At 46.4% G+C, this 23,912-nt stretch carries 19 protein-coding genes, 8 tRNA genes, 3 rRNA genes and 1 other annotated feature; all 30 genes read left to right on the top strand.

Translation table 11 applies throughout. From position 1 onward, the window contains the following. Nucleotides 1-51 precede the first annotated feature (51 nt). The 30 genes from NST40_RS24900 to NST40_RS24755 all read left to right on the top strand — a co-directional run bounded on the left by NST40_RS24900 (nt 52) and on the right by NST40_RS24755 (nt 23,730). Entirely contained in the window at nt 52-1,293 is a 1,242-nt protein-coding gene (locus NST40_RS24900; protein ID WP_076129388.1) for an Rne/Rng family ribonuclease, read from the top strand. After that, nucleotides 1,274-1,441 carry a hypothetical protein gene (locus NST40_RS24895; protein ID WP_155288184.1) on the top strand — a complete coding sequence of 56 codons (168 nt, stop codon included), beginning with the start codon at nt 1,274-1,276 and terminating at the stop codon, nt 1,439-1,441. Before NST40_RS24900 ends, NST40_RS24895 begins: the two co-directional genes overlap by 20 nt. Beyond that, nucleotides 1,356-1,442 (top strand) — a sequence feature (ribosomal protein L21 leader region). It overlaps the preceding gene by 86 nt. Nucleotides 1,443-1,456: 14 nt before the next feature. Then, nucleotides 1,457-1,768, top strand: a complete 312-nt coding sequence (rplU, locus tag NST40_RS24890; RefSeq protein WP_036685166.1) for a 50S ribosomal protein L21 — start codon at nt 1,457-1,459, stop codon at nt 1,766-1,768. A gap of 12 nt (nt 1,769-1,780) precedes the next feature. After that, nucleotides 1,781-2,116, top strand: a complete 336-nt coding sequence (locus tag NST40_RS24885) for a ribosomal-processing cysteine protease Prp (RefSeq protein ID WP_036685168.1) — start codon at nt 1,781-1,783, stop codon at nt 2,114-2,116. Between the two features lie 17 nt (nt 2,117-2,133). Beyond that, nucleotides 2,134-2,445, top strand: a complete 312-nt coding sequence (gene rpmA, locus NST40_RS24880) for a 50S ribosomal protein L27 (RefSeq protein ID WP_036685171.1) — start codon at nt 2,134-2,136, stop codon at nt 2,443-2,445. A 243-nt stretch (nt 2,446-2,688) separates the two neighbouring features. After that, entirely contained in the window at nt 2,689-3,429 is a 741-nt protein-coding gene (locus NST40_RS24875) for a Spo0B domain-containing protein (protein ID WP_076105522.1), read from the top strand. Between the two features lie 15 nt (nt 3,430-3,444). Beyond that, nucleotides 3,445-4,755: a GTPase ObgE gene (gene obgE, locus NST40_RS24870; protein ID WP_036685174.1), complete on the top strand. Its 1,311-nt coding sequence runs from the start codon at nt 3,445-3,447 to the stop codon at nt 4,753-4,755. Between the two features lie 210 nt (nt 4,756-4,965). Next, a complete protein-coding gene (locus NST40_RS24865; RefSeq protein ID WP_076100995.1) occupies nt 4,966-6,288 on the top strand; it encodes an SPFH domain-containing protein in 1,323 nt (440 codons plus the stop codon). A 10-nt stretch (nt 6,289-6,298) separates the two neighbouring features. Next, complete coding sequence (locus NST40_RS24860) at nt 6,299-7,045, top strand: hypothetical protein (protein WP_341003658.1); 747 nt, start codon at nt 6,299-6,301, stop codon at nt 7,043-7,045. Nucleotides 7,046-7,059: 14 nt separating this feature from the next. Continuing rightward, nucleotides 7,060-7,836, top strand: a complete 777-nt coding sequence (locus NST40_RS24855) for a hypothetical protein (protein WP_076218573.1) — start codon at nt 7,060-7,062, stop codon at nt 7,834-7,836. A 66-nt stretch (nt 7,837-7,902) separates the two neighbouring features. Beyond that, complete coding sequence (locus NST40_RS24850; RefSeq protein WP_342410091.1) at nt 7,903-9,264, top strand: hypothetical protein; 1,362 nt, start codon at nt 7,903-7,905, stop codon at nt 9,262-9,264. Between the two features lie 159 nt (nt 9,265-9,423). After that, nucleotides 9,424-9,861 (top strand): ACT domain-containing protein, encoded by a 438-nt coding sequence (locus NST40_RS24845; RefSeq protein WP_038573029.1) that lies wholly within the window; start codon nt 9,424-9,426, stop codon nt 9,859-9,861. Nucleotides 9,862-9,894: 33 nt separating this feature from the next. Further along, entirely contained in the window at nt 9,895-11,181 is a 1,287-nt protein-coding gene (locus tag NST40_RS24840) for a homoserine dehydrogenase (protein ID WP_036685184.1), read from the top strand. Nucleotides 11,182-11,240: 59 nt separating this feature from the next. Further along, nucleotides 11,241-12,218 (top strand): homoserine kinase, encoded by a 978-nt coding sequence (gene thrB / locus NST40_RS24835; RefSeq protein WP_038573028.1) that lies wholly within the window; start codon nt 11,241-11,243, stop codon nt 12,216-12,218. After that, complete coding sequence (pheA, locus tag NST40_RS24830; RefSeq protein ID WP_342410090.1) at nt 12,215-13,102, top strand: prephenate dehydratase; 888 nt, start codon at nt 12,215-12,217, stop codon at nt 13,100-13,102. The genes thrB and pheA overlap by 4 nt, the downstream gene beginning before the upstream one ends. A 4-nt stretch (nt 13,103-13,106) precedes the next feature. After that, nucleotides 13,107-13,988: a branched-chain-amino-acid transaminase gene (gene ilvE, locus NST40_RS24825; RefSeq protein ID WP_036685189.1), complete on the top strand. Its 882-nt coding sequence runs from the start codon at nt 13,107-13,109 to the stop codon at nt 13,986-13,988. A 304-nt stretch (nt 13,989-14,292) separates the two neighbouring features. Continuing rightward, nucleotides 14,293-16,020, top strand: a complete 1,728-nt coding sequence (locus NST40_RS24820; protein WP_342410089.1) for a LysM peptidoglycan-binding domain-containing protein — start codon at nt 14,293-14,295, stop codon at nt 16,018-16,020. Between the two features lie 453 nt (nt 16,021-16,473). Further along, nucleotides 16,474-18,031: ribosomal RNA gene (locus NST40_RS24815) — 16S ribosomal RNA — on the top strand. A 232-nt stretch (nt 18,032-18,263) separates the two neighbouring features. After that, nucleotides 18,264-21,189: ribosomal RNA gene (locus tag NST40_RS24810) — 23S ribosomal RNA — on the top strand. A gap of 146 nt (nt 21,190-21,335) precedes the next feature. Then, nucleotides 21,336-21,453, top strand: a 5S ribosomal RNA gene (gene rrf, locus NST40_RS24805). The 16S, 23S and 5S rRNA genes sit together here, the layout of an rRNA operon. Before the next feature lie 233 nt (nt 21,454-21,686). Continuing rightward, the gene (locus tag NST40_RS24800; RefSeq protein WP_342410088.1) at nt 21,687-21,980 is read left to right on the top strand and encodes a hypothetical protein; all 294 of its coding nucleotides are present in this window, start codon (nt 21,687-21,689) and stop codon (nt 21,978-21,980) included. A gap of 87 nt (nt 21,981-22,067) precedes the next feature. Beyond that, nucleotides 22,068-22,142, top strand: a tRNA-Glu gene (locus tag NST40_RS24795). Between the two features lie 89 nt (nt 22,143-22,231). Beyond that, a tRNA-Val gene (locus NST40_RS24790) sits at nt 22,232-22,307 on the top strand. 89 nt (nt 22,308-22,396) lie between these two features. After that, a tRNA-Met gene (locus tag NST40_RS24785) sits at nt 22,397-22,473 on the top strand. Nucleotides 22,474-22,498: 25 nt separating this feature from the next. Next, nucleotides 22,499-22,576 (top strand) — tRNA-Asp (locus tag NST40_RS24780). A gap of 14 nt (nt 22,577-22,590) precedes the next feature. Beyond that, nucleotides 22,591-22,663, top strand: a tRNA-Lys gene (locus NST40_RS24775). Nucleotides 22,664-22,699: 36 nt separating this feature from the next. Continuing rightward, a tRNA-Gly gene (locus tag NST40_RS24770) sits at nt 22,700-22,774 on the top strand. 10 nt (nt 22,775-22,784) lie between these two features. Then, nucleotides 22,785-22,861, top strand: a tRNA-Arg gene (locus NST40_RS24765). A 19-nt stretch (nt 22,862-22,880) separates the two neighbouring features. Then, a tRNA-Leu gene (locus NST40_RS24760) sits at nt 22,881-22,959 on the top strand. Between the two features lie 201 nt (nt 22,960-23,160). Next, a complete protein-coding gene (locus NST40_RS24755) occupies nt 23,161-23,730 on the top strand; it encodes a sigma-70 family RNA polymerase sigma factor (protein ID WP_036687464.1) in 570 nt (189 codons plus the stop codon). The last annotated feature ends 182 nt before the right edge of the window (nt 23,731-23,912 follow it).

The following is a 23,912-nucleotide window of genomic DNA, read 5'->3' as shown; positions in this document are numbered from 1 at the left end:
ATTTATGCAGAGAATGTGAAGGAATGAACGAACGAAACCAGAGGTGAAGCCATGAAACAGATGATCGTTCACTGCACGCAGCACATTACCCGAATGGCTCTTCTGGAAAACGGAAGGCTGGTGGAGTACGCGGCTGAACGCGATCAGCAGCAAGGGTTGGTCGGCAGTTATTACAAGGGCCGTGTGATTAACGTACTTCCAGGTATGCAGGCTGCTTTTGTTGATATCGGACAGAAGAAGAATGCTTTTTTATATGTTGATGATGTATTGCATCCTAATTTGGATAAACAGCCTGATGTGAAGCCCTCTATCGAGACGCTTTTGCAGCCGGGACAGGATATTGTTGTTCAAGTGCGGAAAGAGCCGAGCGGCGGAAAAGGCGCGCGTGTAACGACTCATTATACGTTGCCCGGGCGCTGGATGGTGTACATGCCCTTTGCAGAATACGTCGGTGTCTCCAAAAAAATAAGCCGGGATGCAGAGCGCAGTCGTCTCAAAGGAATCGGAGAACGTCTGCGAATGAAAGAAGAAGGGCTTATTATGCGGACGGTTTCTCAGGACGAGCCACATGAAGCTGTGGAGGGTGATCTTTCTTTTTTGCGTGCCCAATGGGAGAATATTACACGTAAAGCACAAACGGTAGAGGCTCCCGCTTTACTACATCGTGATCTTAGTATTGTCCAACGCTTTATAAGAGATGCCTTTAATCCGCAACGGGATCAGTTGATTATTGATTCATCTGCCGCAGCTAGAGAAGCAACAGCCTTTCTGGACGACATGGCTCCTGAAGGGTACAAGCCAGTCTGTCTTTATAATGGAGCGGAGTCTATTTTCGCTGCTTATGGTATTCAGGATCAATTGCTCAAGAGCTTCAGCCGCAAAATCACGCTGGAGGGCGGAGCAACAATGATCTGGGATGAGACAGAGGCGTTAACCGTAATTGATGTCAACACCGCTCAATACATTGGCGGAGCATCGCTTGAAGAAACGGTTACTAATACGAATTTGCTCGCAGCTGAGGAGATCGGTCGTTTGATCCGGTTACGCGATACTGGTGGAATCATTATTGTCGATTTTATTGATATGGAACAAGAGCTTCACCGCAAGATGGTCACAGAGCGATTAGAGAAAGTGATCTGCAAGGATCGCACCAAAACACATATTTTGGGGTGGACAAGACTCGGGCTGCTCGAGATGACCAGAAAGAAGGCAAGGCATGATTCAGCCAGCTTTGCGCCTGTGATTTGCCAGTGCTGCGGGGGAACCGGAAAAGTTGGAGAATGGCTGGAATGAGTTGACGATAAGTCATAAGTATGATACTATCTTCAAGTATGTGTTTGATGCAGTTGATCCTGCACATGCTGTAACCGCTCCGATCGGGTACATAAGCGCAGTTCCTACGGGAATTCTGCCACCTAGACTAGGCGAGTCTGAGACATGAGGAGGTGCAAGTAAAATGTATGCAATTATCGAAACTGGTGGTAAACAATACAAAGTCCAAGAGGGCGACGTTTTGTTCATTGAAAAGTTGGAAGCTGAAGACGGCGCAAGTGTAACTTTTGACCGTGTATTGGCTGTTTCTAATGATGGTGGTCTGACTGCAGGAACTCCGCTAGTAAGCGGCGCGTCTGTAACAGCTAAAGTCGAGAAACATGGTAAAGGCGCTAAGGTTGTAGTTTACAAATACAAACCTAAGAAGAACTACCACAAGAAACAAGGTCATCGTCAACCGTACACGAAAGTAACTATCGAGAAGATTCAAGCGTAAGAAGGTGCGTTAATGATTAGCGTGCGGATTACACGATTATCGGATCTAGGAACTATCGTTGGCTTTGAGGTTAAGGGGCATGCGGGTTATGCGAAGCGTGGCGAAGATATCGTATGTGCCGGGGTATCCGCTGTAACAGTTGGAACCGTCAATTCGATTGAGACCTTGACCGGAATCTCCATGGATACATCCATGAAGAACGGATTCTTAAGTGGAACATTAAGTTCTGTTGAAGATTTCGATACTTCCGCGAAGGTACAATTGCTGCTTGAATCCATGGTCGTGATGCTGAATGATATCGCAGAATCATACGGGAAGTATATTCAAATACAGCAAGTAAATATTTAAAGAAGGAGGTTGACAACATGTTGAAATTGAATCTTCAATTGTTCGCATCGAAAAAAGGTGTAGGTTCCACAAAAAACGGACGGGATTCCCATTCCAAACGTCTTGGCGTGAAACGTGCTGACGGTCAAGCAGTAACCGGCGGTAACATCTTGGTTCGTCAACGCGGAACAAAAATTCACCCAGGAACTAACGTAGGCATCGGTAAAGATGATACTTTGTTCGCAATGGTGGATGGCGTAGTGAAGTTCGAACGTTGGGGCCGCGATCGCAAAAAAGTGAGCGTGTACCCAGTTGATGTCGCTCCGGTAGCAGCGGCACTGGAAGCGTAAGCTTACGGACCATATGAGCAAGTAGAAGCCTCCGGCATGAGTGCCGGAGGCTTTTTTGTAGAATATTCATAATTATTTGTGTTGCAAAGTTGGAATGGTTAGATAGATGTGAAAATCTCGTTATTATCTCTGGTGAACTACAGTGAACGCGTGTGTTATACTAGGAAATGGTAAATGATACTAACAAAACAAATTATCTAAACGAAGTCATGAATTTTGCGAACTGAGGGACGGGGAGAAAGAATGAAATCCTGGAAAAGTGCAATCTGGGCAGTCATGTTATCCGTAATGCTTCCTTTAGGTCTTTTGTATTGGCATACTTCTCTTCTGACGTGTCTATTACTCGGAGTCTGGGTAGTGGCAATCGTTGCTTTCAGTTTTATCTGGAGCCAGCGTCATTATGAACGGGAGCTGCGTATACAAGAGAACACTCTGCAACAGGCGGCGATTCGGACACTGAATCATCATCGACATGATTGGATGAACGATTTGCAGATTCTATACGGATATATTCAGCTTGGAAAGCCTAATAAATCCGTGGAGTGTGTGGAAAGAATAAAGGAACGCATAGCACTTGATAGTCGTATCGCTAAGTTGGGCATTCCTTCATTGGTTTTCTATATCCAATCCTTCCGAACTAACAGGTCTAGTCTGGAATTGGAAGTTCAGGTGGAGGAAGGGTTGCAGCTAGAGGACAAGCTAAATCCAGAAGCAGGAGATGAGCTGACTTCAGTGATTATGCAGACCATACGGGCTTATCAGTACAACGGGCTGGCTCCTCAGGGGGAGACGCGCAAGCTGCGCCTTGGCTTTTTTCAGGATGGAGGAGACATTCTTATCTCCTTCGAAGGCGAGGGGGAGCATGGCAATCCCGAGCTGCTCAAAGGGCAAATTTATAATATAGTACAAGGAAAAATCATGAAAGCAGAGCAGTTTAAGCCTAGCAGGGCTTATGTAGAGCTGCGATTACCGCTTGAAATGTGAGGAAGGTGAACATTTATGTTCGTAGATAAAGCTAAGATTTATGTTAAAGGCGGTGACGGCGGGGATGGTCTCGTTGCGTTTCGCCGGGAGAAATATGTACCGGAGGGTGGTCCTGCCGGTGGTGACGGAGGCCGTGGAGGCGACGTTATTTTCCGTGTAGATGAGGGACTGCGCACGTTGATGGACTTCCGTTATCAGCGCCACTTCAAAGCTGACAAAGGGATTAAAGGACGGAACAAAAGCCAACATGGAGCGAATGCGGATCATATGATCGTTCGTATTCCGCCAGGAACCATTCTGATTGACGATGATACGCAAGAGATCATTGCCGATATGACGCGTCATGGACAACAGGTTGTAGTTGCACGTGGAGGCCGTGGAGGCCGGGGTAACACCCGTTTTGCCACAGCTAATAATACTGCACCAGAGCTTGCGGAGAACGGTGAAGAAGGCCAAGAACGTTATGTTGTTATGGAACTTAAGGTAATGGCTGATGTAGGGCTTGTAGGCTTCCCGAGTGTGGGTAAATCTACGTTGCTGTCGGTTGTGTCCGCAGCTCAGCCCAAAATCGGAGCTTACCATTTCACAACAATTACACCGAATTTAGGGGTAGTGGATGTTGGGGATGGCCGAAGCTTTGTGATGGCGGATCTGCCTGGATTAATCGAGGGAGCTAGTGAAGGCATAGGTCTGGGTCACGAATTCCTGCGTCACGTTGAACGCACGCGTATCATCATTCATGTAGTTGATATGTCTGGCTCTGAGGGCCGTGATCCCTTCGAGGATTGGGTTCTAATTAATGATGAGCTGAAGCAGTACAATGCTAGTCTAATCGATCGTCCGCAGATTGTGGCGGCGAATAAGATGGATATGCCTGAATCAGAAGAGAATCTTATTTCTTTCCGCGAACGCGTAGCTGAGGTGCGGCCGGATTTAGAAATCATGCCAATTTCATCCCTTACCCGTCAGGGTGTCCAGGAGCTCCTATATCGTGCAACGGATATTCTCGACAGCATTCCGGTTGCGCCGGTGGTTGAGGAAGTTGCTGAAACTACTGAACGTAAGGTGTATAAGCTGGAAGCAGAAGAGGATAATTCCTTTACTATTACACGGGATAACGAGGCGTTTGTGGTCACAAGCCCACGTATCGAACGTATGCTGAAGCGCATGCAGCTTAGCACACATGATGCGATTCTCAAGCTGGCACGGACTTTGCGTCATATGGGTGTAGATGCAGAGCTTCGTAAACGCGGTGCTGTAGAAGGAACGATTGTCCGTATCGCTGATTTCGAATTCGAATTCGTTGAGAACAGCAGCTACTATTAATATTTAGCTGACTATGAAACGCCAACTATGGTTTTCCTGTAAAGGGATAGCATAGTTGGCGCTTTTTTTGTGAGGAGATCAGTAATTTTTTTCAATAAAAGAACCCAAAACACGATATATATCGTATACAATAAATATCGAAATACACTAATTCCCATTTGGGAGCGTACACGTTATTTATATATAAGATAATGAAAGAAGGAATAGCAGATGGCAATTATAGAAGTGGTGAAGTATGACGGTCCTCCAGGTATATTTGCATGGAAATACCCTAACCAGGAGCTGGGGACATGGACACAACTAATCGTTAATGAATCCCAGGAAGCGATTCTATTCAAGGGCGGACAAGCGCTTGATTCTTTTACAGCTGGGCGGCACACGCTAAGCACCGCTAATATACCTATTTTATCCAATATCGTTAATCTTCCTTTTGGTGGAAAATCACCATTTACGGCTGAAGTATGGTATGTGAATAAGACGAATTCGATGAATGTCAAATGGGGAACAAGCTCACCTTTACAGCTTCAGGATCCCAAATACAAAATTATGATTTCTGTTCGCTCTTTTGGGCAGTTTGGCGTAAAAATCGATGATCCGCGAAAATTCTTGCTGAAGCTCGTAGGGACACTCCCGCAGTTTGATCATGAAACGCTTATCAGTTATTTCCGCGGACTGCTGATGTCGAATATAAATGAACTTATTTCTTCTTACCTTGTGCACAAGCAAATCAGCATACTGGAGATTAATGCTTACGTTGCAGAGATCTCCAAACATATTCAGGGCCGACTAGCCTCGGCTTTCTTGGATAATGGCATTGAGCTGAATAATTTCTATATTGATTCGATCAATATTCCAGAGGATGATCCGGCAACGATTCGTTTGAAGGAAGCTTTGGCTAAAAAAGCGGAAATGGATATCATCGGCTTCACCTATCAGCAGGAGCGTGGTTTTGACACGATGGAAGAAGCGGCAGGTAATCCCGGCAATCTTGGAGTGGGCATGATGAACACCGGGATGGGGCTTGGACTTGGAATGGGATTTGCTGGACCCGCTATGGATATGGTGAACCGTATGACTAGAGGGATGAACTTGGATTCAGGGACTACAGTTATACGTCAAGAGCAGCGTTCCTGCTCTAAGTGTGGAGTTATGAATCCAGTAGAGGGACGGTTCTGCAGCGGTTGTGGGCAGGCGCTTGGAGGCAACCCGCAAGGTTCTCCCTCTGCGAACAAGATCAAATGTTTTGAATGCGGGCATGAACTAAATGCGGGAGCTAAGTTCTGTCCAGGTTGCGGGAATCCTTATCGTCCTTGCCCATCCTGTAAAGCAGATAATCCTGAAGGAGCGGCTTCTTGTGTCTCCTGTGGAAAAGAAATGCCTAAAGCTTGCGGTAAATGTGGGACTATGGTAGCGCCAGGGGTGAAATTCTGTCCTCATTGTGGAGACAGCATGGTGATTAAATGCAGCGGCTGTGGACATGAGCTGAAAGCTGGACAAAAATTCTGTGCAGAGTGCGGAACAAAAGCAGGCTAAGGAGGACCTAATGAACAAAAGCAGGAGATATATATACATTATTACCATCATTTATGCGGTAGCTATAGTACTGACAGTGTTCTCGTTTATTGGATTAGGTTTCTCTGACTCACTGTTTCGGTTCATAATTTCTTTATCCGCGGTTCTGCTAGCAGAAAGTGTAATCTATGGCTATTGTATTTTTTGGCTCCGAACGGCAAGTAGCATTCAGCAGACTCCGCCTGTTCTTATCAGCGGCGCAATCATTACGGGAATCTATGCAGCCATCGTATTTGTATCGGCCTTACTCTTCGATTGGCTGCTGGAGTTACCCGCCTTGTGGTACGCAGCCGAACAATTGCTGATTCTTGTGTTAGGAGCGATCACTTTGGCCGCGATAGGGCTTTACGGGTGGAATGCTGGGGCAGGGGAACAGCAAGCCAAAAGGTCTTTACAAAAGTTTCGGCGGTATCAGAACGAATTAACTGAAATGAGTGAGCTGGCTAGTAGCTGGAAGAATTCCGATTCCGAGCAGCTAGTGAACGTGTTAGATATGTTGGAGGAAAAATTTAAGTACAGTGATCCGATATCAGAACCGTCTTTATATGCTACAGAGGATATTCTGCAGCAGCAGATTTCTCTGTTACATGATCACGTGAAGCTACTGCTGGCGACCCAAGAGCCACATGAGGGCTGGCAGGTAGAAGTAAATGAGATGTCAGAGAGTATAAAGTCTACACTTCAGCGGCGTAACCGTGAATTAGCGGCACTTAAATAGGAGGAGTTTACTACATGAACAGTTTGAACCTACAAGAGCCGTCACCGCTCCCGGGAGGAAATGCAGCCGTTCCCCGGCTTAAATACGAACGTACCGGGTTTGATTATGTTATTCTCGCGGCTGCTTATCTGCTGATGCCCGTTGGACTTGTGCTTGCCTTGTTACGTTTGATGACAACGCATTACAAAAATTACCGCAGACCGACTAACCTCAATCTGCTGATGCATGTATTTATTGGTGGGTTTGTTGAACTTTCTATTGCCATGTTTTCTAGTGCGCTCAATGGGGAATTTGGAACTTCTGAATTAGTATCAACGCTTATTTTAATTGCAATCATGTTTTTGACTCCAGCTTTTATACTGGCCAGTGTGACAGCGAAAGCTAAATATACCCTTTCTAAGCTTAACACTTCTTATATAGAGCTGATTCAAAATAAGAATATCCGGCATATTGGCAGTATATCTGAACGAATAGGCCAAAGTGAAAGTGATGTACGGAGAGATGTCCACTATCTGAAGGATAAAGGACTGCTTGATATTGATATCGCATTATCCGAAGGGCGCCAGACGCCAGAACCATCAGCAGCTAATCAAGGTTACCCTGAAAGTACTTCGGGTTTTGGAGGAACGGGGAGAACCCAAGCATCGGGGCAGCAGATACCTGCGCAGCCTCAGTCTCCGCCGCAACTGCCTAAGTCTATCCGTTGTCCGGGGTGCGGAGCCCAGAATACTGTGCTCCCAAGCCAATCTAAAAGCTGTGATTACTGTGGAACGAAGATCCCGTACAATTAATGCCGTCAACCAACAGATTAGCTGCATCGCATATAGGATTACATAAATAAGGGGATTAAAGACAAAATGAGTGCATTGGATATACGCAGACAGCCGCCGGTATCGGGAAAACCCGTGTACAAGCATGAATATGAGCGGACGGCGTTTGATTATACGACTATTGTGTTTGCGTATGTATTTGCTCCGTTTGGCTTTATATTGGCTGCCATTCGGTTATTATCTACACATTCCAAGAGACAGCGCAAAGCAAGCAATATTAACCTGTTTTATCATGCGTGTATGGGTGCCTTTGTAGAATTGGCGATCTATTTCATTATTAGCAAGCTGCTCGGTCAAATCGGTTATGTCGCACTCTTGATCAGGCTGGTGATTATCTACGCATTGTTTAGGATTCCCGCCATCAAATTATCCGTTAGGGCCGTAGGATGGAGAGAGGGATTCACCTATCTTTGCAATGACTATATCGCATTGGTTCTTGTGGACGGCATAAGGCATATCGGCAGCCTATCCGATATCCGCGGATTCAGTGAAGAGAATGTCCGCGAGGTTTTGGAATATTTAAAAGATCAGGGAGTGCTTTCTCCAGATATTGTTTATTATGAAGGACGTGTAGACAATCCTTTTGTGAAATTGCCGCCGAAGCTTATTTATTCCAAACGGGCACAAGCACTGGTGCGTGCGCCTGAGAATAGCCTTCGCTACCGTAACAAGCGAGACCAGACAGTGTTTGATCGAATCATCATGGCGATTGCCTATTTGTTTGCTCCGCTTGGGTTTGTACTTGCGATGCTTCGTTTTGTAAGCACTCATTATAAGAATGAGCGGAAATCATTTAACTACAAATTGCTCTATCATGTATGTATGGGAGCTTTTATGGAACTTGCTGTCCTCTTCGCCGTGGGGACCTACAAAGGGGATTTTAAGTGGTACACTTTATTGATCATTCTGGTGGTCCTCTACGTGATCTTTATAATTCCGGCGGACAGCTTTGCAGGGAGGGCTACCTTCGCAACAGAAGACTTTGATTTTTTGTGCAAGAAGTATCTCATGCTGATCGTAGTGGATGATGTTAGGCATATTGGTAATTTAGCTGATATCACGAAACAAAGTGAAGATGATGTACGTAGAGACCTACGGTATTTGGTGAGATGGGGGTTACTTGCTTCTGATCTTGTCTATTATGAAGGACGTGTTAAGCTCTTAGATAAACAACCGCCCAATCTTGTACATCCTGACCGGGCACAGCCCTCCGCGGCATCAGAGAACCAGCCATCATCTGGGCGGCAGTCATTGCCGGAGAATAGGCCTAAGCCACCTGTCCAACTGCCGAAATCCATCGTTTGTCCGAGTTGCGGTGCTAAGAGTAGAGTACTTCCAGGGCAGGATAAAATCTGTGACTATTGCGGGACGACGATTCCATACAGTTAGTGTACATACGATTGCCTTCTGCCCCCGGGAATCCGGGGGTTTTACTACACCTAACTCCCCAGGCCTTGGAGCATCCAGATAAAGTTATTGCATTTTACAAGCCTTTTCCGATATAATGTCCACTAAGAAAACACAAAAGTCTTTGAGGTGAGGACGTTCGTGAGAGAACGCTATTATTTGGTCCGGGAGGACATATTGCCTGATGCTGTACTTAAGACTATGCAGGTTAAACAATTGCTTGAGGCCGGGGATGCGAAGACCGTAAATGAAGGTGTAGAGCAGGTGGGATTAAGCCGAAGCGCTTTTTATAAATACAAGGATGGAATTCACTTGATCCATCAGCTCGAACGAGAGCGGATCGTTACGATTTCCATGGATTTGGAGCACGAATCTGGAATGCTTTCCAAGGTACTAGGCTCTGTAGCGGGACATGGGGCTAATGTGTTGACGATTCACCAGAGTATTCCGCTGCAAGGGCGGGCGAATGTGGTGATCTCCGTAGAAATTTCACACTTAAATGAGGAACTTGGAGAGATGCTGGATAGTCTGAAAGAGATTCCAGGAGTGAAGCGTGCTTTAATCGTTGGACAGGGATAGGAACTATATTCGTAAACTTTTAGGAGGAGACAGATGAAGCCGGTTAAAGTGGGGTTGCTGGGCCTGGGAACAGTAGGCACAGGTGTAGTTCGTATCGTGGAAGGGAATCAAGAGGATTTAAGCAGCCAGGTAGGCTCTTCAATTGTCATTGAACGTATAGCTGTGAATAATTCTAATAAACCACGCGAAATCGAGGTTGATCCTGCTAAAATAACGACAGATCCATGGGATGTGATTCGTGATCCTGAAATTGATGTCATCGTTGAAGTTATGGGGGGAATCGCGGGAACCAAAGAATATATTCTTGAAGCTTTGGAACGCGGTAAACATGTCGTAACTGCGAACAAGGATTTGATGGCGCTGCACGGCTCGGAGATTCTTGCTAAGGCGCAGGAGAAGCAATGTGATGTCTTTTATGAGGCTAGCGTAGCAGGAGGCATTCCGATTATCCGCACACTTATCGAGGGCTTTTCTTCAGATAAGATTATGAAGATTATAGGTATCGTGAATGGAACGACTAATTACATACTAACCAAAATGAGCCAAGAAGGCGCATCCTATAATGATGTGTTAAAAGAAGCGCAGGATCTGGGATACGCAGAGTCTGATCCAACCTCGGATGTGGAAGGCCTGGACGCTGCCCGCAAAATGGCGATTCTCGGAACCTTAGGTTTCCGTACTAATGTGGAGCTGCATGATGTAAGTGTGAGTGGGATTTCTCAGGTGAGTAAGGCGGATATCGCCTTTGCGAAACGTCTCGGATATGAAATTAAGCTGTTAGGCATCGCTGAACGTCAGGATGAAGAATTCAGCATCAGTGTTCAGCCAACCTTGATTCGGGCTAGTCATCCCTTGGCTTCCGTCAATGGCGTGTTCAACGCAGTTTACGTATACGGGGAAGCAGTGGGAGAGACCATGTTCTACGGTGCGGGTGCGGGCGCAATGCCAACTGCAACCTCAGTGGTAGCCGATTTGGTAGCTGTCATTAAGAACCTTAAACTAGGTGTGAATGGATTGAAGCAAAAAGTACCTTACAAGCAGAAAAAGCTTAAGAGTGATGAAGCTATTTTTTATAAAAACTTTTTGCTTCTGCATGTTGATGATAAAGCAGGGGTATTGGCTAAGATTACTCAAGTGTTTGCCGAATATGATGTAAGTTTGGATTCAGTAGTTCAGCAAGCCAATCCCAATAATCCTGATGCGGAGATCATTATTGTCACTCATAACGCTAGTAAAGCAAGCATGAACAAAGTGCTGCGCCATTTCGAGGAGCTGAAAGTCATCCGCCGGATTAAGAGCCATTATCGTGTGGAAGGTTAACCAAGCCACTGAACTAATACTTTCATATTTCAAAACATAGTAAGGAGATTGTACCTGTTATGAGTATTTACGGAAGAGCTAGGGTTAAAGTGCCTGCTAGTACTGCCAATCTTGGTCCGGGCTTCGATACTCTGGGTATGGCTTTGCCGCTATATGCCTGGATTGAGATGGAGGAAGCAGAGGAGACTGTTTTTCATCTATATGGTGATGAGATGAATGGAGTGGCTCAGGATAAGAGCAATTTACTCTATAAGGTCGCTCAAATGGTATTTGCAGAAGCAGGCGTTACGGTGCCTGAATTATCGATATCCATGTACTCGGAAATTCCGCTTACGCGTGGACTCGGCAGCAGTGCCTCAGCTATTATTGGCGGAATGGCCGCAGCGAACACAATGATTGGCTCTCCGCTGGATAATGCTAAGCTGTTTGATATGGCTACCCAGCTTGAGAAACATCCCGATAATGTGGGTGCCTCCTTGTTTGGCGGCATTATTACTGCCGTGTGGGATGGTGAACATGCGGATTATGTTCGGCTGGAACCACCACAAAATCTTGAGGTGCTGGTGGTTATTCCTGAATTCGAACTGGAAACCACAAAAGCGCGGGGATTGCTTCCAACAGAAATCTCAGTTAGTGATGCTGTGTACAACATTAGCAGAACCTCTCTATTGACGGCTTCGCTGGCATCAGGCCGGCTTGACCTGCTTAGCAGAGCGATGCAGGATCGCCTGCATCAGCCGTATCGTGCACCGCTTATACCGGGCATGGAGAAGCTGCTCGCAGAAGCTCCTGAACACGGTGCTTTAGGGATCGCACTTAGCGGTGCTGGACCGACTCTGCTATGTTTAGTGGATCGCCAAGAGACCCGCAAGAGTGAGCTTGAGGCCTTCTTGAAGAATACGATGCAGGAACATGGCATTTCCGCTCGGACCTGCTGGTTAACACCTTGTGCTTCTGGAGTTACTACAGAGCTGCTCGAAATAAACGAGATGCAAAACGTATCATTTTTGGATATGATAAAAGGAGTACGGTCATGAAATCAATAGCGGTATTGCCGCAGGGCTCGGTATCTCACGAAGCGCTGCTGCATTTGTTTAACGGTGAACCTGTAAAGCTTGTGCATCACAAGTTAATTTCCGATGTATTTCTCTCTACGGAGAATGGTACCACCGATTACAGCGTGATTCCGATTGAAAATACCATTGAAGGCTCAGTTAGTCTTCACATCGATTGGCTCATCAATGAAGTGGATCTGCCAATGCAGACGGAATGGATTTTTCCATCGATACAGAATCTTATCGGTAACCCAAGGGAATTCACAGATACAGACGGCAACAAGGATTTCACCAAGATGGTGAAAATCCTTTCGCATCCCGTAGCAATGGCACAATGTATGCAATTTGTTCGTAAGCATGCCCCTTGGGCTGAACTGGAGTCGGTCGGAAGTACCTCTGAAGCTGTGGAAATCGTCAAAAACAATCCCGGCAAGGGCTGGGCTGCTATCGGTACCGCTCTTGGCGCCGCTACTCATGGGCTGGAGATTGTAGATCGGCAAATTACAGATCACAACAACAATTACACACGGTTTGTCCTGGTTGGTCCACAGAAGATAGATCTTCCGCGGAGCAGCACAGGAGTAAAGACGAGTGTTCTAGTAACGCTGCCAGAGGATTTTCCAGGTGCCTTGCATCAGGTGCTTGCTGCTTTTTCCTGGCGGAAACTGAATTTATCGCGTATTGAATCACGACCAACGAAGAAGAAGCTGGGTACTTATTATTTTTATATTGATGTGCTGGAACCGATAGAATCTGTTCTGCTGCCAGGGGCTATTGAAGAAATTAGTGCTTTAGGCTGTCAGGTAAGGATTCTGGGCTCGTATCCCACATACACCTATGAGGAAGAGAAAGCGGAGGTGCAGTAAATTCATGGCTGAGCAATGGATCTATTTGGATGGACAACACGTAACAAAAGAAAATGCAAAGGTATCCGTTTTTGATCACGGTTTTTTGTATGGAGACGGTATTTTTGAAGGTATCCGTATCTATAACGGCAATATTTTTAAATGTAAAGAGCATTTGGACAGACTGTATGATTCGGCAAAATCGATCATGCTGGACATTCCGCTAACGTATGATGAGATGCTGGAAGCTATGGCTGAAACGATTCGTCTTAACGACATGCGTAACGGCTATATTCGACTGATCGTCTCCCGGGGACCAGGGAACTTAGGTCTTGATCCACGCCGTTGTCCAAAAGCTAGTGTAATTATTATCGTTGAGCAACTGGCTATTTACCCAGAACAAGCGTATTTGAACGGACTTCGTGCAGTTTCTGTGTCCCAACGCCGTAATATTCCGGATGCACTCAATCCAAAGATCAAATCGCTTAATTACCTAAACAATATCCTAGTAAAAATCCAATCCAACTTGGCAGAAGCCGACGAAGCCATCATGATGAACGCTCAAGGTTATGTTACTGAGGGATCGGGCGATAATATTTTCATTATCAAAAATGGTGTAGTTTTCACTCCTCCATGTTACTTGGGAGCCCTTGAAGGAATTACCCGTCTGGCGATCATTGAGCTCTGCGAGAAATTAGGTATTAAACTGAAAGAAGAACCGTTCACAATGCATGATGTTTATATAGCGGACGAGGTGTTCTTCACTGGCACAGCTGCTGAAGTTATTGCTGCACGTGAAATTGACGGCCGGATCATTGGTGAAGGACAAGCGGGTCCAATCACTTTGAAGCTGCTCGAAGAGTTCCGTAATGTGGTTGATAAAGATGGCTATAAGGTTTGGGAATAAAGACTAATCATACAACGTAAATAGCATTGAATACGCATCAGAAGTCCTTTTATGCATACATGCAGAAGAAAACGGGAGTCTCCGGTTAATCTTTTCATGGATCATGAAAGGATTTTTTTTATTTCGGGGATGTCATTCGCCCATGGGCTGCATAAGATGTAGTAACGAAGGAGGCGGCTGTACCGCATATAACTTTGTAAGAGAGCAATGTTCCATGAAAAGGGTGTTTGCTTTCGAAGTCAGTTTTGCTGTGTAGCTGTAAAGAAAGCAATACTCCACAAAACTTTTAGGAGGTTAATGCTACGTGAAAATACACATTGTCAAACAAGGCGATAGTTTGTATGCCTTATCGCAAAAGTACGGAGTGCCGTTACAAAAAATTATTGAAGCAAACCCGCAGATCAGTAATCCGAATGTGTTAGGGATTGGAGACAAAGTAAAAATACCTACGGCCCCTGTATCCGTACCGGAGAACAGTGAAGTTTACTACAAGCACACCGTTAAACAAGGAGATACCTTGTGGAAATTATCTAAAGCCTGGGGAATTCCTTTGAAGGATATGGTTGAGGCCAATCCCCAACTAAAGAATCCAAATGTACTTATGTTAGGGGAAGTAGTTAATATTCCTAAAAAAGTATCCAATACCTCACCGACACAGCCTGGGTATACACCTTCTAACGCCTCAGAGAAAACGCAGGTGGGTGGCAAGGAATATACAGGCCCCAAAGAACAGCCTGCTGCTGAGGTAGTGCCTACACCTAAACCGGAAACTAAACCAGAGACCAAACCAGAAATAAAGCCAGAAGCTAAACCAGCACCTAAACCAGTGACAAATATCTCACCTGAATCTAATTCTGCACCACACCCATCGCTAAATATCGCCCCTATTAATACACAAAACATTGCACCCAATCCTGCGCCTAATATGCAAATGGAAGTTGCTCCTGTGCAAGAAATTGAAATGCAGAGTTTATTTGTTCAGATTACGGTTCCAAATCAAGAGCCGGTTGCTCAACAAGAAGCACCTAAAGCTGAGAAAAAAGCAGACAATGATTGCTCATGGGATAATTCCAACGGATACCCGGGACTGGGAGGAAATCCTTATCTCTATGATTCATATCAAAATAGCCCTAATATGAACATGAACTGGGCACCAAGTTATGTTCAGCCAATGGCTTATGCACCAGAATGTATTTCACCATGTTATTTTTCGGGCAATATGTATTCTAATATGAGCCCAGAACAATGGAATCCAAATGCCGCGCCAAACATAAGCCCAGAACAATGGAATCCCAATGCCGCTCCAAACATAAGCCCGGAGCAATGGAATCCAAATGCCGCGCCAAACATAAGCCCGGAACAGTGGAATCCAAATGCCGCGCCAAACATAAGCCCAGAGCAATGGAATCCCAATGCTGCCCCTAATATGAGTCCAGGACAGTGGAATCCGATGGAGGCTAATGTTGCTGGCATGAATGTTGGCGGGGATTTCTCGCCGTATGCTGTTCCTCAATATGGAGGACAGACGCCGAACCTTCCTTGGCCAACTTGTGGGTGCGGAGGCGTGCATATTCAACCAGTGCAAACTTATTCATATGACATGCCTGTATATAACACCTATCCTGAATATGGGAATCCAAACGCTTTTTCCGCATATGGAGCAGGAATGCCTAATCAGGGAATGGTACCTACTTCTACGCTTGGAGCATTTGGTGGACCGGATAACTCTAATATTCCATCCAATCCGCAGTATCCAGGGATAGGTAATTATTCGCAGCATAATCGGGTGCCGGAAATTCAAGAACCTGAAGCGTTCGTGCAGGAATCTCCCGAAACGGCTAGAACAGAGACTGATGAGTCAACTTCTAACGCTTCTCTCAAGAATAAGGGGAATGTAGCAAAGGAAACAGTAACAGGCAAAAAAGCAAAGACCTCAGGTCAACCTAGTAGCAAGAAAAGCAAAACTGCTACGAAATCTCAAGGTTCAGCAGCGAGTACTAAAAAACGTAGAAATCCTTGGATTTCAAACTAATAAATTTATATATTAAGCCGTTGTTTGACTTACGTGTAGATTCTGTATCCTTAGAATCTACACGTTTTTTTATAGGTAAATAGGGATAAAAGATGTTAAATAAAGTGGGGCAAAAGCACTTATTTATAAAATATAAATTTTTAAGTATTGTTTTTATATAGGGATATATGGTACATTATAAATCCAGTCGCAAAGAGGAACTATAAAGCTTTCGGTTGGTGAATGTTAATCTGAATTAGATTGCAAAGAACTTTGAAAAAAAGAGTTGCAATAAATCAGAAAACATGATATATTATAAGAGTTGCTGCTGAGACATTAAACGGCGCCAACGAGAACTTGATCTTTGAAAACTGAACAACGAGTGAGTAGGAAATCACGTAAGTGAAATCCAAAATTAGAGAATTAATTTTCTCGTCAGATGTTTCAAAATGAGCATATCGCTCTTTTCAATACTAATTGGAGAGTTTGATCCTGGCTCAGGACGAACGCTGGCGGCGTGCCTAATACATGCAAGTCGAGCGGAGTCATTTTGAAAGCTTGCTTTCAAAATAACTTAGCGGCGGACGGGTGAGTAACACGTAGGCAACCTGCCCTTCAGACTGGGATAACTACCGGAAACGGTAGCTAATACCGGATAATTTCTTTTTTCTCCTGAGAGAAGAATGAAAGACGGAGCAATCTGTCACTGAGGGATGGGCCTGCGGCGCATTAGCTAGTTGGTGGGGTAACGGCCCACCAAGGCGACGATGCGTAGCCGACCTGAGAGGGTGAACGGCCACACTGGGACTGAGACACGGCCCAGACTCCTACGGGAGGCAGCAGTAGGGAATCTTCCGCAATGGGCGAAAGCCTGACGGAGCAACGCCGCGTGAGTGATGAAGGTTTTCGGATCGTAAAGCTCTGTTGCCAGGGAAGAACGTCCGGTAGAGTAACTGCTACCGGAGTGACGGTACCTGAGAAGAAAGCCCCGGCTAACTACGTGCCAGCAGCCGCGGTAATACGTAGGGGGCAAGCGTTGTCCGGAATTATTGGGCGTAAAGCGCGCGCAGGCGGCTATTTAAGTCTGGTGTTTAAACCTTGGGCTCAACCTGAGGTCGCACTGGAAACTGGGTGGCTTGAGTACAGAAGAGGAAAGTGGAATTCCACGTGTAGCGGTGAAATGCGTAGATATGTGGAGGAACACCAGTGGCGAAGGCGACTTTCTGGGCTGTAACTGACGCTGAGGCGCGAAAGCGTGGGGAGCAAACAGGATTAGATACCCTGGTAGTCCACGCCGTAAACGATGAGTGCTAGGTGTTAGGGGTTTCGATACCCTTGGTGCCGAAGTTAACACAGTAAGCACTCCGCCTGGGGAGTACGGTCGCAAGACTGAAACTCAAAGGAATTGACGGGGACCCGCACAAGCAGTGGAGTATGTGGTTTAATTCGAAGCAACGCGAAGAACCTTACCAGGTCTTGACATCCCTCTGAATCTGCTAGAGATAGCAGCGGCCTTCGGGACAGAGGAGACAGGTGGTGCATGGTTGTCGTCAGCTCGTGTCGTGAGATGTTGGGTTAAGTCCCGCAACGAGCGCAACCCTTAACTTTAGTTGCCAGCAGGTTAAGCTGGGCACTCTAGAGTGACTGCCGGTGACAAACCGGAGGAAGGTGGGGATGACGTCAAATCATCATGCCCCTTATGACCTGGGCTACACACGTACTACAATGGCCGGTACAACGGGAAGCGAAGCCGCGAGGTGGAGCCAATCCCATCAAAGCCGGTCTCAGTTCGGATTGCAGGCTGCAACTCGCCTGCATGAAGTCGGAATTGCTAGTAATCGCGGATCAGCATGCCGCGGTGAATACGTTCCCGGGTCTTGTACACACCGCCCGTCACACCACGAGAGTTTACAACACCCGAAGTCGGTGGGGTAACCCGCAAGGGAGCCAGCCGCCGAAGGTGGGGTAGATGATTGGGGTGAAGTCGTAACAAGGTAGCCGTATCGGAAGGTGCGGCTGGATCACCTCCTTTCTATGGAGAATCGTTCTCTGCAATGAGGACATTCAAATCGGAAGCTCAGCTTCCAAAACTCAGGTTTAGGCCTGTTACTCACTCGTTGCTCAGTTTTGAGAGTTTAAGCTCTCAAGTAAGACTTGATCCTTGAAAACTGGATACCGAAACGAATTTGCGTTTTAGAACATCTTTTAGCAACTTGTGCAAACAAGTAAATGTTATTAGTGAGATTTTTCTTCGGAAGAATCAAGGTTAAGCTAATAAGAGCACACGGAGGATGCCTAGGCGCCAGGAGCCGACGAAGGACGTGGCGAACAACGAAACTGCCTCGGGGAGCTGTAAGCAAGCTTTGATCCGGGGGTGTCCGAATGGGGAAACCCAGCTGTGGTAATTCGCAGTTACTCATACCTGAATACATAGGGTGTGTAGAGGCAGACCAGGGGAACTGAAACATCTAAGTACCCTGAGGAAGAGAAAACAATAGTGATTCCGTCAGTAGCGGCGAGCGAACGCGGAACAGCCTAAACCTAAGAGCTTGCTCTTAGGGGTTGTGGGACGTCTCACATGGAGTTACAAAGGAATATGGTAGGTGAAGAGGTCTGGAAAGGCCCGCGATAGAGGTAAAAGCCCTGTAACCTAAACTGTATTCTCTCCGAGACGGATCCCGAGTAGTGCGGGGCACGTGAAACCCCGTATGAATCCAGCAGGACCATCTGCTAAGGCTAAATACTACCTGGCGACCGATAGTGAAACAGTACCGTGAGGGAAAGGTGAAAAGCACCCCGGAAGGGGAGTGAAATAGAACCTGAAACCGTGTGCTTACAAAAAGTCAGAGCCCTATTAATGGGTGATGGCGTGCCTTTTGTAGAATGAACCGGCGAGTTACGTTTAACATGCAAGGTTAAGCCGAGAAGGTGGAGCCGCAGCGAAAGCGAGTCTGAATAGGGCGATTTAGTATGTGGACGTAGACCCGAAACCGTGTGATCTACCCCTGTCCAGGGTGAAGGTGCGGTAACACGCACTGGAGGCCCGAACCCACGTACGTTGAAAAGTGCGGGGATGAGGTGGGGGTAGCGGAGAAATTCCAATCGAACTCGGAGATAGCTGGTTCTCCCCGAAATAGCTTTAGGGCTAGCCTCGGTATAAGAGTAGTGGAGGTAGAGCACTGATTGGGTGCGGGGTCCGCAAGGATTACCAAGCTCAGTCAAACTCCGAATGCCATATACTTATTGCCGGGAGTCAGACAGTGAGTGCTAAGATCCATTGTCAAAAGGGAAACAGCCCAGACCATCAGCTAAGGTCCCCAAGTGTGTGTTAAGTGGGAAAGGATGTGGAGTTGCACAGACAACCAGGATGTTGGCTTAGAAGCAGCCACCATTGAAAGAGTGCGTAATAGCTCACTGGTCGAGTGACTCTGCGCCGAAAATGTAACGGGGCTAAACACACCACCGAAGCTATGGCTAGATGCTTTGCATCTGGGGTAGGGGAGCGTTGTGTAGGGGTTGAAGGTGTACTGAAAAGAGCGCTGGACACTACACAAGTGAGAATGCCGGTATGAGTAACGAAAAGATCAGTGAGAATCTGATCCGCCGAAAGCCCAAGGTTTCCTGAGGAAGGCTCGTCCGCTCAGGGTAAGTCGGGACCTAAGGCGAGGCCGAAAGGCGTAGTCGAAGGACAACAGTTTGAAATTACTGTACCACCGTAATCCGCTATGAGCGATGGGGTGACGCAGGAGGGTAGTGACGCGGACTGATGGATGTCCGTCTAAGCAGTGAGGCTGATGTGTAGGCAAATCCGCACATCGATAAGGCTGGGCTGTGATGGGGAGCGAAAATTGTAGTAGCGAAGGTCATGATCTCACACTGCCAAGAAAAGCCTCTAGCCAGGAGAAGGTGCCCGTACCGCAAACCGACACAGGTAGGCGAGAAGAGAATTCTAAGGCGCGCGGAAGAACTCTCGTTAAGGAACTCGGCAAAATGACCCCGTAACTTCGGGAGAAGGGGTGCCCCGGTAGTGTGAATAGCACGAGGGGGCCGCAGTGAAAAGGCCCAAGCGACTGTTTAGCAAAAACACAGGTCTGTGCGAAGCCGCAAGGCGAAGTATACGGGCTGACGCCTGCCCGGTGCTGGAAGGTTAAGGGGAGTGGTTAGGGGTAACCCGAAGCTATGAACCGAAGCCCCAGTAAACGGCGGCCGTAACTATAACGGTCCTAAGGTAGCGAAATTCCTTGTCAGGTAAATTCTGACCCGCACGAATGGCGTAACGACTTGGGCGCTGTCTCAACGAGAGATCCGGTGAAATTTTAATACCTGTGAAGATGCAGGTTACCCGCGACAAGACGGAAAGACCCCATGGAGCTTTACTGCAGCTTGATATTGAATTTGGGTACGATCTGTACAGGATAGGTGGGAGCCGTAGAAATCGGAGCGCAAGCTTCGGTGGAGGCGCCGTTGGGATACCACCCTGATCGTATCTAGGTTCTAACCTAGTACCCTTACCGGGTACGGGGACCGTGTCAGGCGGGCAGTTTGACTGGGGCGGTCGCCTCCTAAAGAGTAACGGAGGCGTTCCAAGGTTCCCTCAGAATGGTTGGAAATCATTCGCAGAGTGCAAAGGCATAAGGGAGCTTGACTGCGAGACCTACAAGTCGAGCAGGGACGAAAGTCGGACTTAGTGATCCGGTGGTACCGCATGGAAGGGCCATCGCTCAACGGATAAAAGCTACCCTGGGGATAACAGGCTTATCTCCCCCAAGAGTCCACATCGACGGGGAGGTTTGGCACCTCGATGTCGGCTCATCGCATCCTGGGGCTGAAGTAGGTCCCAAGGGTTGGGCTGTTCGCCCATTAAAGCGGTACGCGAGCTGGGTTCAGAACGTCGTGAGACAGTTCGGTCCCTATCTGTCGTGGGCGCAGGAAATTTGAGAGGAGCTGTCCTTAGTACGAGAGGACCGGGATGGACGTACCGCTGGTGCACCAGTTGTTCCGCCAGGAGCATGGCTGGGTAGCTACGTACGGACGGGATAAGCGCTGAAAGCATCTAAGCGTGAAGCCCCCCTCAAGATGAGATTTCCCAATTAGTAAGACCCCTTGAAGACGACGAGGTAGATAGGTTGGAGGTGGAAGTGCAGCAATGCATGGAGCTGACCAATACTAATCGGTCGAGGGCTTATCCTATATGTAAAATGCAGATTTGTTTCGGATTCAGTTTTCAGGCATCAATCTCAGATTTATATAGTCCAAGTGACTGTATGATGATGAATTTGTTTTCAGCATTTGGCGATGCTGAGACCTGAATAATGCATTTGTACCGCAAATGCCCGTTTGGTGGCGATAGCGGAGGGGTTCCACGCGTACCCATCCCGAACACGACCGTTAAGCCCTCCAGCGCCGATGGTACTTGGACCGAAGGGTCCTGGGAGAGTAGGAACGTTGCCAAGCACGCAAGACCACTGTTGAGTAATCGACAGTGGTCTTTTTGTTGTACGATGTTTAGCAGTTTATTATAAGGATAGGCAATCACTGTGAAGTGGTTTTTGAATGAAAATTAGTTCATGGAGGCAAATGATCATGATTATATGGATCAATGGTGCTTTTGGTTCAGGGAAGACACAAACCGCATATGAAATGTATAGAAGAAAAACATAGCTAGCGAGTATGATGGAATAATTATCGTGCCTATGACCATAATGAATCTAGATAGTGAAATCATCGGCAAGTTCATTGATGGAGGTATAGAGCTTTATCATTTAAGTTTGCGTGGCTCCCGAGAGACCTTGCTTAAGAGATTAAGCGTTAGAGGTGAAGGAAAAGACCCTTGGGCTGCTCAGCAGATCGACAGGTGGATCAGAGGGCTTGATCACGAGGTATTTAAGCAGCATCTAAACACGAATGATAGAACTATAGGTCAAATCGTTGAGATAATATCTCAAAAGCTTCATATCAATCTATTACCTAGGGAAGAGTAAAAAGAAAAATAATTAGTTTAGGTATTGCTATACTTAATAATACATGATATAATCTTTTTTGTTGTCAAAACAATTTGTTTTTAAAACGGCCCGTTGGTCAAGGGGTTAAGACACCTCCCTTTCACGGAGGTAACATGGGTTCGAATCCCATACGGGTCACCATTTCTTCTTGAAACAGCATTAGACTTCTAGAAAAAATGGTTGCATTACAGGTTTGATTGTGGTATGATAATTAAGTTGCTTCTTTACATGGAGGCTTAGCTCAGCTGGGAGAGCATCTGCCTTACAAGCAGAGGGTCGGGGGTTCGATCCCCTCAGCCTCCACCATAACACATCCCCAAAAGTGAAGTTAATGCTTCACTAAGGATTCCGGATACTTTCCGAGGAATCCAAGGGAATTAATACTTTTTTACTGACGCGGGGTGGAGCAGCCCGGTAGCTCGTCGGGCTCATAACCCGAAGGTCGCAGGTTCAAATCCTGCCCCCGCAACCAATTTTCATTAAGCAATTATTCTTCTGGAACCGTGGTGTAGTTGGCCTAACATGCCTGCCTGTCACGCAGGAGACCGCGGGTTCGAATCCCGTCGGTTCCGCCATTTTCTTGCTTTATGAGCCATTAGCTCAGTTGGTAGAGCACCTGACTTTTAATCAGGGTGTCGAAGGTTCGAGTCCTTCATGGCTCACTTCTTTAGTGAGTCGGACATCAATACATACCGTGTGCGGACGTGGCTCAGCGGTAGAGCATCGCCTTGCCAAGGCGAGGGTCGCGGGTTCGATTCCCGTCGTCCGCTCCATATAAATTTTGCGCCCTTAGCTCAGCTGGATAGAGCGTTTGACTACGAATCAAAAGGCCGGGAGTTCGAATCTCTCAGGGCGCGCCATATTTTAACTTAATACTTTGCCGGTGTGGCGGAATGGCAGACGCGCTCGACTCAAAATCGAGAGGGAAACCGTGGAGGTTCGAGTCCTCTCACCGGTATATCGAAAAAAAACTTGTAAGATTGCTTCCAGCAATTTTACAAGTTTTTTTTATTTTCTAAATATAGCTATTTATAGTGGTCTTTTTGTTTCGCTGAATGCTTCTAGTAGCATATATTGTGAATCATACATCACTTCCATAATAAGGTGGATCAACTATTATTATGTATTATAATGTAAATTAAAGGGAGTGAGAATATTCATGTTCTTCACCATCCTATCTACTGTAGAAGTTAACGAGGATGTTGTATTTCTAACAGAGCTATACGATAGGTATTATCCTATTATGAAAAAGAAGGCTTATGAGATCTTGCAGGACTATGATGTTGTTGATGATATGATACAGGAGTCCTTCGTCAGACTAATCAGTAAAGCCGCATTATTGCGTTCCCTAGACCTGCATAAACAAGTATCCTATCTGGTCCATACCGTACATAATACTAGTATTAATCATGCGAAGCAGCGCAAAAGACATCTGAATCATACCTCTTCAGGGATAACCGCTGACAGTATAGAGCAAATAGCCGACAAGCAGCCTAGCATCGAGGAGATGTATAGCCTCAAGGAGGATTACACAGAGATTGCCAAGATACTCAGTGAGTTATCAGAACGGGATCAGACTTTATTGTATAACAAGTACATTCTTGAATGGAGTGATCACAAGCTTGCTGCTTCTATGGATGTCCAAGCGGTGAATATTAGATCTTATTTGACCAGAGCCAGGCGCAGAGCAATGAAGCTGCTTCTTAAGAATGGCGGAAGTGGAGTATGAAGAAACATCTGAATAAGAAAAAAATAGAGGGAAATTACGAAGAGATCTTTATTTGCATGACCTTAGAGAGTAGAATATGCTGAACCTGCTGTACAGGAGAAGATAATAATACCCTTTATAGTATATCTCGGTGACATCTGTTTCGCTGACTATCGAGAGTGGGAGAACAATAAAGATTTATA

Origin of the sequence: Paenibacillus sp. FSL R10-2778 (assembly GCF_038593035.1) — a bacterium.
Lineage (GTDB): Bacteria > Bacillota > Bacilli > Paenibacillales > Paenibacillaceae > Paenibacillus_AQ > Paenibacillus_AQ odorifer.
The sequence above is the reverse complement of the archived record's forward strand: the minus strand, read 5'-3'. Positions and strand labels throughout refer to the sequence as shown.